The organism is Cupriavidus sp. AU9028 (assembly GCF_019795295.1).
Classification (GTDB): domain Bacteria; phylum Pseudomonadota; class Gammaproteobacteria; order Burkholderiales; family Burkholderiaceae; genus Cupriavidus.
Genome location: NZ_JAIMCG010000008.1, coordinates 142,356 through 155,082 on the forward strand (window position 1 = coordinate 142,356; position 12,727 = coordinate 155,082).

Annotated in this window: 9 protein-coding genes and 1 tRNA gene; 3 read left to right on the plus strand and 7 right to left on the minus strand. The window is 64.6% G+C overall.

The genetic code is table 11. The features are described 5' to 3' along the window. Positions 1-145 precede the first annotated feature (145 nt). From lon to mnmC, 5 genes are all read right to left on the minus strand, one after another. Positions 146-2,557 carry an endopeptidase La gene (gene lon, locus K6V06_RS11160; protein ID WP_222243332.1) on the minus strand — a complete coding sequence of 804 codons (2,412 nt, stop codon included), beginning with the start codon at positions 2,555-2,557 and terminating at the stop codon, positions 146-148. A gap of 246 nt (positions 2,558-2,803) precedes the next feature. Further along, positions 2,804-4,078, minus strand: a complete 1,275-nt coding sequence (clpX, locus tag K6V06_RS11165; RefSeq protein WP_222243334.1) for an ATP-dependent Clp protease ATP-binding subunit ClpX — start codon at positions 4,076-4,078, stop codon at positions 2,804-2,806. 236 nt (positions 4,079-4,314) lie between these two features. Beyond that, a complete protein-coding gene (gene clpP, locus K6V06_RS11170; RefSeq protein ID WP_222243336.1) occupies positions 4,315-4,965 on the minus strand; it encodes an ATP-dependent Clp endopeptidase proteolytic subunit ClpP in 651 nt (216 codons plus the stop codon). 55 nt (positions 4,966-5,020) lie between these two features. After that, positions 5,021-6,379, minus strand: a complete 1,359-nt coding sequence (tig, locus tag K6V06_RS11175) for a trigger factor (RefSeq protein ID WP_222243337.1) — start codon at positions 6,377-6,379, stop codon at positions 5,021-5,023. A gap of 172 nt (positions 6,380-6,551) precedes the next feature. Then, on the minus strand, positions 6,552-8,612 hold the full coding sequence (gene mnmC, locus K6V06_RS11180; protein ID WP_222243339.1) for a bifunctional tRNA (5-methylaminomethyl-2-thiouridine)(34)-methyltransferase MnmD/FAD-dependent 5-carboxymethylaminomethyl-2-thiouridine(34) oxidoreductase MnmC: 2,061 nt from the start codon (positions 8,610-8,612) through the stop codon (positions 6,552-6,554). 212 nt (positions 8,613-8,824) lie between these two features. On the opposite strand from mnmC, the gene K6V06_RS11185 reads away from it, so the two are divergent. From K6V06_RS11185 to K6V06_RS11195, 3 genes are all read left to right on the plus strand, one after another. Continuing rightward, positions 8,825-9,691: a 23S rRNA (adenine(2030)-N(6))-methyltransferase RlmJ gene (locus tag K6V06_RS11185; RefSeq protein ID WP_222243341.1), complete on the plus strand. Its 867-nt coding sequence runs from the start codon at positions 8,825-8,827 to the stop codon at positions 9,689-9,691. A gap of 129 nt (positions 9,692-9,820) precedes the next feature. Further along, entirely contained in the window at positions 9,821-10,798 is a 978-nt protein-coding gene (locus K6V06_RS11190; RefSeq protein ID WP_222243343.1) for a diguanylate cyclase, read from the plus strand. 189 nt (positions 10,799-10,987) lie between these two features. Further along, entirely contained in the window at positions 10,988-12,043 is a 1,056-nt protein-coding gene (locus K6V06_RS11195) for a hypothetical protein (RefSeq protein ID WP_222243345.1), read from the plus strand. Positions 12,044-12,140: 97 nt separating this feature from the next. On the opposite strand, the gene K6V06_RS11200 is transcribed toward K6V06_RS11195, so the two are convergent. Beyond that, on the minus strand, positions 12,141-12,335 hold the full coding sequence (locus K6V06_RS11200; RefSeq protein WP_222243347.1) for a hypothetical protein: 195 nt from the start codon (positions 12,333-12,335) through the stop codon (positions 12,141-12,143). Between the two features lie 181 nt (positions 12,336-12,516). Then, positions 12,517-12,603, minus strand: a tRNA-Leu gene (locus K6V06_RS11205). Between the last annotated feature and the right edge of the window lie 124 nt (positions 12,604-12,727).

A 12,727-nucleotide genomic window follows, 5' to 3' on the forward strand; every position in this document is an offset into this window, starting at 1 on the left:
CTGCGAGGCCGCAAGTGTAATACAGCGGCTTTCGATTTGCCAAGCGGACTTCGCAATTTTTCTGCACTGCCAGGCCCGGCCGAAAAAAAACCGCAGGGCAAGCCCTGCGGTTCTTTCACCTGCCCAGCGATGACGCCGCCAGCGATCAGTGATGGATCATCTCGTGCGTCGGCGCGCCCTTGTCCTTCACTTCGGCCGGGCTGGCCACCTCTTCAGGCAGCGCCTCCGGCTTGCGCTCCAGCGCCAGCTCCAGCACCTTGTCGATCCAGCGGACCGGCACGATTTCAATGCTGTTCTTGACGTTGTCCGGGATGTCGGCCAGATCCTTGACGTTCTCCTCCGGAATCAGCGCCAGCTTGATGCCGCCCCGGTGGGCCGCCAGCAGCTTCTCCTTCAGACCGCCGATCGGCAGCACCTCGCCGCGCAGCGTGATTTCGCCCGTCATCGCCACATCGGCCCGCACCGGGATCCCGGTCAGCACCGACACCAGCGCCGTCGTCATCGCGATACCGGCGGACGGACCGTCCTTCGGCGTCGCGCCTTCCGGCACGTGGATGTGGATGTCGCGCTTCTCGAACATCTCGTCCGTGATACCCAGCCGGCGTGCCCGCGAACGGACCACCGACCGAGCGGCCTCGACCGATTCCTTCATCACGTCGCCCAGCGAACCGGTGCGGGTGATATTGCCCTTGCCCGGCATCAGCGCGGCTTCGATGGTCAGCAGGTCGCCGCCCACTTCCGTCCACGCCAGACCGGTCACCTGGCCCACCTGGTTTTCCTTGCCGGCCAGGCCGAAGTCGTACTTGCGCACGCCGAGGAATTTGTCCAGGTTGTCCGAATCGACCTTGACCGTGCCCGTTTCCTTCTTCAGCAGCAGCATCTTGACCACCTTGCGGGCGATCTTCGACACCTCGCGCTCGAGCGAACGTACACCGGCTTCGCGCGTGTAGTAGCGGATGATGTCGCGAATGGCAGCTTCGGTAACCTCGATCTCGCCCTGCTTCAGCCCGTTATTGCGGATCTGCTTGGGCAGCAGATAACGCTGGGTGATATTCACCTTCTCTTCTTCGGTATAACCCGACAGGCGAATCACCTCCATCCGGTCCAGCAGCGGCGGCGGAATATTCAGCGAGTTCGACGTGGCGACGAACATCACGTCGGACAGGTCGAAATCCACCTCGATATAGTGATCCTGGAACGTATGGTTCTGTTCCGGGTCCAGCACCTCGAGCAGCGCCGACGACGGATCGCCGCGGAAATCCATGCCCATCTTGTCGATCTCGTCGAGCAGGAAGAGCGGATTGCGCACGCCGACCTTGGTCAGGCTCTGCAGGATCTTGCCGGGCATCGAACCGATATAGGTGCGGCGGTGACCGCGAATCTCGGCTTCGTCGCGCACGCCGCCCAGCGCCATCCGCACGAACTTGCGGTTGGTCGCGCGAGCCACCGACTGCCCGAGCGAGGTCTTGCCCACGCCGGGAGGCCCGACCAGGCACAGGATCGGCGCCTTGACCTTTTCCACGCGCTGCTGCACCGCGAGGTACTCGAGAATCCGTTCCTTGACCTTCTCCAGGCCGTAGTGGTCCTCGTCGAGCACGCGCTCGGCGTTCGCCAGGTCATTGTTGACCTTGCTCTTCTTGCGCCACGGCAGGTTGACCAGCGTGTCGATGTAATTGCGCACGACCGTCGCTTCGGCCGACATCGGCGACATCAGCTTGAGCTTCTTGAACTCGGCCTCGGCCTTCTTCTTGGCCTCCTTGGGCATGCGGGCGCCCTTGATGCGTTTGTCGAGTTCCTCGAGATCCGCACCTTCCTCGCCCTCACCCAGTTCCTTCTGGATGGCCTTGACCTGCTCGTTCAGGTAGTACTCGCGCTGGCTCTTCTCCATCTGGCGCTTGACGCGGCCACGGATGCGCTTTTCCACCTGCAGGATATCGATCTCGCCTTCGAGCTGGGACAGCAGGCTTTCCAGGCGTTCGGTCACATTGACCATTTCCAGGATCTTCTGCTTCTGCTCGAGCTTGATCGGCAGGTGCGCGGCAATGGTGTCAGCCAGCCGACCCGGCTCGTCGATGCCCGACAGCGACGTCAGGATCTCCGGCGGGATCTTCTTGTTCAGCTTCACGTACTGGTCGAACTGCGAAACGATGGCGCGGCGCAGCGCCTCGGTTTCCGCGCTTTCGACCGGTCCGGGCGGCACGGGAATCGCCTCGCACATGAAATGCGATTCGTCCTCGGTCACCTCGGAGATATTGGCGCGCTGGGTGCCTTCGACCAGCACCTTCACGGTGCCGTCCGGCAGCTTCAGCATTTGCAGGATATTGGCGATACAGCCGACCTCATAGAGGTCCTCGGCAGTCGGCTCATCCTTTGCTGCCGTCTTCTGGGCCACGAGCATGATGCTCTTGCCCGACTCCATCGCGGTTTCGAGCGCCTTGATGGACTTCGGGCGACCCACGAACAGCGGAATCACCATGTGCGGAAACACCACCACGTCGCGCAGCGGCAACAGTGGCAGGCGAATCGGCTCAGCCGGGAGGAGTTGTGTTCCAGACATCAGTTTCCCCGTTCAGTCATTTAAGGCGTAAATTGGGTCGCACGAACCGATTACAAGATGGCAATCGCCGATCGGATCGCAGCGTCAGTCAAATGACGACCCCGACACTTCAGAAACACGCGCAAACAGCATACCCGCCTTTCATTTTCACCGCCGGGCGAATTAACGAAAAAAAGCCGCTCGCTTCTCGCGAACGGCCCTGGGGGCTGGTAGCCGGCGGCGGCCAGGCCGGCCGCCGGGTTCGCTTCAGTTGGACCCTGCCACCTTGGGTTGATCCTCGTACATCAGCAACGGCGGCGCGTCGCCATCGATCGTGTTCTCGTCGATGACCACTTTTTGCACGCCCTTGTAGTTCGGCAGGTCGTACATCACGTCCATCAGCGATTGTTCGAGAATCGAACGCAGGCCGCGGGCGCCGGTCTTGCGGCGAATGGCCTTGCGGGCGATGGCGGACAGGGCTGCCGGCCGGATTTCCAGTTCGACGCCTTCCATCGCCAGCAGTTTCTGATATTGCTTGACGAGCGCATTCTTCGGCTCGACCAGAATCTGCATCAGCGCCGCCTCGTCCAGCTTGGACAGCGTCGCGACCACCGGCAGACGACCGATCAGTTCCGGAATCAGGCCGAACTTGATCAGGTCTTCCGGCTCGGTCTGCGGCAGCACTTCGCTGGCATCCCGCTCTTCCTTGCTCTGCACCTGCGCGGCAAAACCGATGCCGGTCTTGTCCGAGCGCTGCATGATGACCTTTTCGAGGCCATCGAAGGCGCCGCCGCAAATGAACAGGATGTTGGTCGTGTCCACCTGCAGGAAGTCCTGATTCGGGTGCTTGCGCCCGCCCTGCGGCGGCACCGACGCCATCGTGCCCTCGATCAGCTTCAGCAGCGCCTGCTGCACGCCCTCGCCGGAGACGTCGCGCGTGATCGACGGGTTGTCCGACTTGCGCGAGATCTTGTCGATTTCGTCGATATAGACGATGCCGCGCTGCGCCTTCTCGACTTCGTAATTGCAGTTCTGCAGCAGCTTCTGGATGATGTTCTCGACATCCTCGCCGACATAGCCGGCTTCCGTCAGCGTGGTGGCGTCCGCGATCACGAACGGCACGTTCAGCAGCCTCGCGAGCGTCTGGGCGAGCAGCGTCTTGCCCGAGCCGGTCGGACCGATCAGCAGGATGTTGCTCTTGGACAACTCGACGTCGTCCTTCTTGCCCAGGTGCTTCAGGCGCTTGTAGTGGTTGTAGACCGCTACCGCAAGAATCTTCTTGGCCTGCTCCTGCCCGATCACGTACTGATCCAGGCTGTCGCGGATCTCGTGCGGCGTCGGGAGATCCGATTTCGCGGCCGAGGGGGCGTCCTTGTCGGCTCCCGCGGCTTCATCGCGAATGATCTCGTTACACAGGTCGATGCATTCGTCGCAGATGAACACCGACGGGCCGGCGATCAGCTTCTTGACCTCGTGCTGGCTTTTGCCGCAGAACGAGCAATACAGAAGCTTCTCGCTGGATGAACCTTTTTTGTCCGCCATAGGAATAAGTCACATTAGCAGGGTGCGTGCCGGGCCGGAGACGGCCTGGGCGATCCGCGTCAAACGCATCATACGCCAAAACCTTCGGCACAGCGGGCGGGCCACCACGGAGTGGGGGCAAACGCGACAAACGAGGCGCGAGGCCTCGTTCGGGTGTACGCTGGTTCGTTTCCGGAAAAAGAGACGCAACATTTGCTTCCCTTCCCCGGCGCCGGGTTTTCCGGCGATCCCGTGCCTTAGAGGCGGCGGGCGATCACCTTGTCGATCAGGCCATAGTCGACCGCCTGGTCACCGCTCATGAAATTGTCGCGGTCGGTGTCCCGGGCGATTTTCTCGACCGGTTGGCCGGTCACTTCCGCCAGGATGCTGTTCAGGCGCTCGCGCAGGTACAGGATCTCGCGTGCCTGGATCTCGATATCGGAGGCTTGGCCACGCGCACCGCCCAGCGGCTGGTGAATCATGATCCGCGAATTGGGCAGCGCGAAGCGCTTGCCCTTGGCGCCGGCGGCCAGCAGGAACGCGCCCATGCTGGCGGCCATGCCCATGCACAGCGTGGACACGTCCGGCTTGATGAACTGCATGGTGTCGTAGACCGCCAGACCCGCCGAGACGGAACCGCCCGGCGAGTTGATGTAGAGGAAGACATCCTTGTCGGGATTCTCGCTCTCCAGGAACAGCAGCTGCGCCACCACCAGGTTGGCGGTCTGGTCGTTGACTTCGCCGACCATGAACACCACACGCTCCCTCAGCAGGCGCGAATAGATGTCATAGGCGCGCTCGCCCCGGCCAGACTGCTCGACCACCATCGGCACCAGACCCAAACCCTGGGTTTCCAGCGCAGAGGCCTGGGTGGTGGCGAGACGTTCGAGCAAATCGTTGCGGGTCATGCAGGTTCTCCAGTGTGGTGTGCAGCGGTGCCCCGGCAAGGGCACCGCGTCGCCATCAGGCGGCTTGCGGGCCGTTGCCTTCGGCGGTCAGCTCTTCGAAGGACACCTGCTTGTCGGTGACCTTGGCGTGCTGGCACACGAAATTTACCACGTTGTTTTCCAGCACGTAGGCTTCCATCTCGGCCAGGCGCTGCTGGTCGCCGTAGTACCAGCGCATGACTTCCTTCGGATCCTCGTAGCTCTTGGCGAACTCCTCGATCTCGGCCTTGATCTGGTCGGCCTTCGCTTCCAGGCCATTGGCCTTGACGATCTCGGCCAGGATCAGACCCAGCTTGACGCGGCGCTCGGCCTGGCCGGCGAACATCTCGGCGGGGATCGGCATGTCCTTGGCGTTCGGCATGCCACGCTGTTCCAGGTCACGGCGCGCCATTTCCACCAGGCGCTCCTGGTCCTGTTCGACCAGCGCCTTCGGCACGTCCAGTTCCGCCGCCTTCAGCAGCGCTTCCATCACCTGGTCCTTGAGCATCGAGTGCGTGCGGCGCTTGACCTCACGCTCCAGGTTCTCGCGGATGTCGGCGCGCATCTTCTCGACGCTGCCTTCGGCGATGCCCAGCGAACGGGCGAACTCTTCGTTCACTTCCGGCAGGTGCGCCCACTCGATCTGCTTCATCGTGATGGTGAACTCGGCCGTCTTGCCCGCCACTTCCTTGCCGTGATAGTCCTCGGGGAACGACAGCGGGAAGGTCTTGCTCTCGCCGACCTTCAGGCCCAGCGCGGCCTGTTCGAATTCGGCCAGCATGCGGCCCTCGCCCAGCACGAAGGCGAAGTCTTCCGCCTTGCCGCCTGCGAACTCGACACCGTCGATCTTGCCGACGAAGTCCACCGTCACGCGGTCGCCATTCTGGGCCGCGGCCTCGCCGCCGCCGTCGCCATGCTCGCCGGCTTCGCCGCGCGGATGGTAGTGGACGCGCTGCTTGCGCAGGATGTCGATGGTCTTGTCGATCTCGGCGTCGCCGATCTCGGTCTTGGTGCGGGTGACTTCGGCCGCCGACAGGTCGCCGATCTTCACTTCCGGATACACCTCGAAGGTGGCGTCGAACGCCACTTCGTCCTCACCCACGCCTTCGGTGCGGATCTCGAACTTCGGCTGGCCGGCGACCTTGACGTCCTGCTCGCGCGTGATGTCGAAGAACTTGCGGGCGGCCTTGTCGAAGCGCACTTCGAATTCGACCTGCTGGCCGTACTGCTTCTCGACCATCTTCATCGGCACCTTGCCCGGGCGGAAGCCAGACATCTTCACCGTCTTCGACAGGCGAACCAGGCGCTCCTGCTTTTCCTTTTCGACTTCGGCCTTCGGAATGGCCAGGGTCACCTTGCGGTCCAGTTTGCCGAGGTTTTCAATCACATTCGACATGGTCGTCAATCCAATCCAGAAATGTTGTCGTGTTCGTCAGCGCTCCGCTTGCGTGCCCGACGGGCTGGTGGCCGGTTCGCCCACCAGGCCTGGCAAGCAGGCGCGAACAGCGAACTCCGCGCAAACGGAAAACGCGGATTATCGCACGGTTTTGATTCGCTTCCGTCAGTTTTCACCCCGAATGCGGGTAATCCACGTCGGCGGGCGCACCGCCAGAGGCGCCGTCGCCGGTCGCGCCCAGGCCAAACTCCCCATGCCGTAGCGCGCGCAGCAGCAGCCGCGCGGGATCCAGCGCATCGGCCAGGTCCGACTCCACCGGTAGTGGCTCGCCTTCGATGCGGCTTGCGACCAATTCCGCCCCCAGCGCGGCCCACGTCAGCCCGCGCGAAGCCAGCGCCAGCAGGCCATAGAGGCCCGGCAGCCGCGGAATGTCGCGCAGGTGAGCGCCGCGCAGCGAGGCCGCGCGCACGGCGCAGGCGTCCTCATCGGGCAACGCCCCGACCCATGGCAGCCGGTTGTAGGAGACGCTGCGCACGCCCACATAGCCGCGCAGCGCGGCGAGGTCGAGCTGCTGCAGCGCTGGCGCCAGCGGCGGCAGCAGCGCCGACAGGCGGGCCAGGTTGGCGGCGTGCGTTGCCGTTCGCTCCACCAGCGGCCCCTCGTCCGGTTCGTAGCTCGAGCCGATCCTTGCCACGCCGTGCGCGTCGAGCGGCAGCAGATAGCCGGCCCCGCTGATCACGCAGTCGGGCCAGCCATGCTCCCGGCCGACGCCGACCGCCTGCAGCGTGGCGGGCGGCAATGTCGTCAATTGACCGCGGACCCGCCGGATCGGCATCGTCCCCAGCGGCAGCAGTTGCAGCGCGGCATCGGCATTGGCCAGCACCACCACCGGCGCGCTGGCGATCACGCCGCCTGCATCGTCGCGCAGCTCCCACAGGTCACCGCTGCGCCGAAGCGCGGCGACATGGCAGCCGAACCGGGTCGACACCCTGCCCCGCTGCGCGGCCATCGCCAGTTGCGCGGCACAGATATCCGGCGGCGCGGCCCAGCCGGAGAGCGGGAACCAGAGGCCGCCGCGCGGCACGGGAGCGCCATGCGCCGTCGCCGCTTCGTCCGCCGACATCCAGCGCAGGAAGGCCTCCGGCAAGGCAAGCGCGTCCAGCGCCTGCTTCTGCAACACCTCGTCCTCGTCGCTGCGACCGATCTGCAGCACGCCAGTGCCGTGCCAGCCCACCGGATGACCGGCGCGAGCCAGGTCTTCCCAATAGCGCCGGGCGTACAGATTGCCGGCGCGCGAGAGCCGCGACAGCGCCGCGTCGTCCACGGAAAGATGCGGGTGCATCGCCGCGGCGCGATGGGAAGAGGTGACGCCGGCAGGGCCCTCGCAGGCATCGATCAGCGTGACGTCCCAGCCCCGCGCGGTGAGGCGCTCCGTCATCGCGCAGCCGCTCAGGCCCGCACCGACCACAATGGCCTTCCGCCGGCTCCAGCTGCCGACCAGAGGCGCGGGATGCCGCCGGCGGCGACCGCCGGGCAATCGAGCGATGGTCATATCGCGCTTGGTGCCGAAGCCCGGCGCCTTGGCCACCTCGAAGCCGGCAGCCTGCAAGCCGCGGCGCACGAAGCCGGCGGCGGTATAGGTGGCAAGCGTAGCGTCGTCCCTTGCCAGACGGGCCAATCCCTTCATCACGCCCGGCTGCCACATCTCGGCGTTGCGCGATGGCGAGAAGCCGTCCAGATAGAAGGCGTCCGCGCCCAGGGACAAGCGCGGCAGCAGCGACTCGACATCGCCGAAGGCCAGTGTCAGCACCACCGCACCGCCGTCGAACGCCAGACGGTGCAAGCCCCCGATCGGCAGGGGCCAGTCCTCGCGCAGCGATGCGGCAAGCGGGGCGAGGTCCGCAGGCAGCGACGCATGCACGGTCGCCAGACCCTCCCGGGTGAATGGGTGCTTCTCGATCGAGACGAAATGCAGCGTGCCGCATCGGTCCGGATCCTCGCGCCAGGCTTGCCAGGTGGCGAGGAAATTCAGCCCCTGGCCAAACCCTGTCTCCGCGATGACGAACTGATGGCGGCCGCCCCAGCGCTGCGGCAGGCCGTTGCCACCGAGGAACACGTGCCGGGCCTGCGCCAGCCCGCCCTCGACACTGTGATAGACGTCGTCATAGCGGGGCGAATAGGGCGTGCCGTCGGCCGACAGGATCGGCTCGGCTGTCTCCAGGGCGCGGGACATCGGTGGGAATCGGCGGTAATCGGGGGAATCGGAAGCGAAGATGGGGAGCGGAGATCGGATCGGCGACCGGTGACTTGCGCCCTCCGGAGCGCACGGACGGTTCCGCCTTCGCCCCCGGGGCGTCGCCGCGGATGGTAGCATGGCGGCCCTGCCCCGCCCCTTCCCGATCGGCCCTCGATGCCAGGCCGGGGCACGCCGAATCTGCCGTCCCCATGCTCAGCTACCGTCACGCCTTTCACGCCGGCAACCATGCCGATGTCCTCAAGCACGCCATCGTCACCCACCTGCTCGACTACCTGACGCGCAAGGACAAGGCCTTCTGGTATATCGACACGCATGCCGGCGCCGGACTGTATGCGCTCGACGAGGGCTACGCGACGAAAAAGTCCGAGTTCGAGACCGGTATCGGGCCATTGTGGCGTGCCTGGCGCGCCAGCACCGGTGGCCGGCCGATGCCGCCGTTGCTGGAGGAATACCTGGAGCAGGTGCAGCAACTGAATCCCGACGGCAACCTGCGTCACTACCCGGGCTCGCCCTGGCTGGCCTGGCAACTGCTGCGCGATCAGGACCGGCTGCGGCTGTTCGAGCTGCACAGCACCGAGATCCAGGTGCTCGGCAACAATTTCCGCGGTGCCGGGCGCCGCGTGATGCTGTACGACGGCGACGGCTTCGGAGGCATCAAGGCGATCTTGCCTCCGCCCCCGCGCCGGGCGCTGGTGCTGATCGATCCGTCCTACGAGGACAAGCGCGACTACCAGCGCACCGTGCAGTGCGTCCGCGACGGCCTGGAGCGCTTCGCCACCGGCACCTATGCGGTCTGGTATCCACAGGTACAGCGGCGGGAGTCGGCCCAGTTGCCGGCGCAGCTCAAGGCATTGGGGGCCGCCAGCTGGCTGCATGCCACGCTGACGGTGAAGCATCCCGTTGCCGGCGGTCTCGGGCTGCACGGCAGCGGCATGTTCATCGTCAATCCGCCCTATACGCTACGCCCCTTGCTGGAAGCCGCATTGCCCGAGCTGGTCGCATTGCTCGGCCAGGACGACGGCGCCCGGTTCAGCCTGGAAGGCGAGCAGCAGTAGCCCCATGGCGCCCCGAGGCGCCGCACCGAGGTTGTGGGCTACCATATCGGCCGATGGCGGTGGCCACGGCCCAGGGGGCAGCATCACCTGTGTCGTCGCTGCCCACAGAGTGTAGAAACACCGAACTGCATGATTCCTGCCCCGATTCCGGCCAATGAGCCGCAACGGTTGAGCGCGCTTCGCTCGCTCAACTTGCTCGACTCCGACGTCGAAGAGCGCTTTGACCGCATTACCCGGCTCGCCAGGCGCCTGTTCGACGTACCCATCGCCGTCGTCAGCCTGGTGGATGCCGACCGCCAGTGGTTCAAGTCGTCTTATGGCATGGCCGTGCGAGAAACGCCGCGCGAGCACTCCTTCTGCGCCCATGCCATCCTTGAACAGAACGTGATGGTGGTCCCGGATGCCACCCAGGACGCGCGCTTTCACGACAGCCCGTTGGTCACCGGCAAGCCCCACGTGCGCTTCTACGCCGGCTGTCCGCTGACGGCCGGTCAGGGTGCCACCGTCGGCACGCTCTGCCTGATGGATGACAAGCCGCGCAAGATGGACGACCACGACCAGGCGCTGCTGCGCGATCTGGCGCGACTGGTGGAGCAGGAGCTGGTCGCCACGCAGCTGGCGTCAATGGACGATCTGACCCATCTGTCCAACCGCCGCGGCTTCACCATGCTGGGCGAACGGGCGCTGGAAACGTGCCGCCGCCATCAGTGGACGGCCGCCCTGCTGTTCTTCGACCTGGACCAGTTCAAGCCGATCAACGACCGCTACGGGCACGCCGAGGGCGACCGCGCCCTGCAAGGCTTCGCCAACCTGTTGCGTGCGAACCTGCGCTATACCGACGTCATCGGCAGAATCGGCGGGGACGAATTCGTGGTGCTGCTGGTCGCGACCACGCCTGCCGGCACCGAGAACATGATCGAGCGACTGCGCGAAAGCCTGGATACCTACAACCGTGACCAGCAGCGCGGTTACGAGCTGCGCTTCAGCGTCGGCGCGGTCAGTTTCGATCCGGCCCGCCATGCGTTGATGGCCGACCTTCTCGCCGAGGGCGACCAGCAGATGTACCGCAACAAGCGCGAGCGGCGCGCTGACACGTCCGGGCAGTAAGCGGGCACCGCTCCCAGCGCAATCCCGGCCCTTGCCCATCGTTGCCGAACAGGCTTTTACATTTCGCAACGCTTACAGGCATGCCGCCGGCGCCCTCCTTGCCAGAAGCAAAAGTGGGCACGCGTTTGCTGAAATCCTCGCCCCGTTGCTCGCCCACACTCTCCGAAGACCCACGGTCTGGAGGAAACCATGTTGGCGATTACCAAAGCGGGAGTAGAGGCTGCCCAACGGTCGGACGGGTCAACCACGACCGGGAAGGACTCGCCTATTGGGCAGGCGGTACAAGCCACTCGTACCGCTCTGAAGCGTTGCGGCGAAATGCGGTTCCCGCAGTTGGACGAGAACGGACATCTTCATCAGTACGGGTTCGTGGACGTCGAGCCGGCGCTGGCACTGCTTGACCATGTGGAAGCGATGATCCCAAAGTACCTGATTCTTCCCGGTACTCGCCAGCGAATCGCGGAAGCAATGATGGCGTTGTCGCGGTCCATCGACAACCTTTGCAAGGGAATCGATACCCTGAATACTCCGGGAGGGGCTGCCGAAGCGGTGAAGTTGCTCAACGCAGTCCAGTCGGATCAGCAGACGCTGATCAATCTGATCAGCAAGGAGATCCCGGACGAAAGCAAGATGCGGCATATCCGGGACGGCGCACAAGCCATCCTCCTGCTGATCGGCATCATCGCAGTTCTCGTTTCCGTGAGTCTGCCCCCCCTTGGCGTGCCACTGATTGCCATGGCAGCCATTTCCCTGTCTCCCTCGCTTGTCACGTTCCTGTGGAATCGCGCCTACGACTGGCGCACCACGCCGAATCCGGCCTGGAAGCCCCTCCGGGACCTGGTTTGCGAGATTCGCCAAAGCATGGAGAAAGCCACTATGTATGCCACAGCCATGATGAAGCGCATGGATGCGCGCATGGACCAGCTAGAGCAAACGCTGGGCGAAAGAGTCACCCGGCTAGAGCAGGCGCACACCAATAGCGTCCGCCGACTTGAATCGGAAATCGATGGAGTCAAACGGACCCTTGCGGATCAGCAGATCGAGCGAAGCTTGCAAGATCAGCAAATCAAGCAAACGCTCGAGGAGCACCAGAGGACGCAAGAACGGATGCTCGCGATGCTGGAAGCCCTGATGGGACAGCGCACCACCGCTCAGCATTCTGCGATCAACCTGACAACCACCAGCGCGCCGAAGGAAGCCGCCAATGAGAGAACCTGCAGCCTCGTGGTAAACAACCACCCCTGACAGGCGGCTGCAGCATCGCTGTGTTTCGCCGCCGCATAGCGGCGACGAAACACAGCTTTTGGCTCAACGGGCGGCTATCAGCCGCCCGTTCCGCTTTTTAATGGCGGCTGTCCGACGGCGGCGTCGCCTGCAACAGGTACGCTGCCATCAGCAGTCGCCACAGTCGTGCCGGCGGCTCCCGGTTCTGCAGCAGCGCCTTGCGCAGGGCCTCGGCCTTGCCCGGGTGCACGTCCATCTCCTCTTCCAGCGCGGTGACGGCCGCGACCGGGTCCATCTCCCAGTGCATCAACATGTTCCTGTCCTCCATGTAGTGGTTGACGGCAGGAAGGTGCCTTGTCTTGATGCGGGAAATAGCGGAGTTGGCGAGAAGCTGTGGGAAATTGCCCATCGGTCGCGCCGGAAGGCCGTCCAGGTGTACTCGAAGGCTCTTGTACAGGTCCAGGCGGCGGCTATGCGGCGTCGATGGAGAATGGTGGTGCGAGGGAGGGGACTCGAACCCCTACACCATTGCTGGCGTCAGGACCTAAACCTGGTGCGTCTACCAATTTCGCCACCCTCGCGGTCCGAAGCGCCCGGAGCCGGGCGCCGATTGCTTGTACGGGATTCCCGCGCGAGGACCGGACCGGCCGCGCGGGATTCCATCGGACCGCCGCTGCGATGAGGGCGGCCTCGGACAAGGCTGCG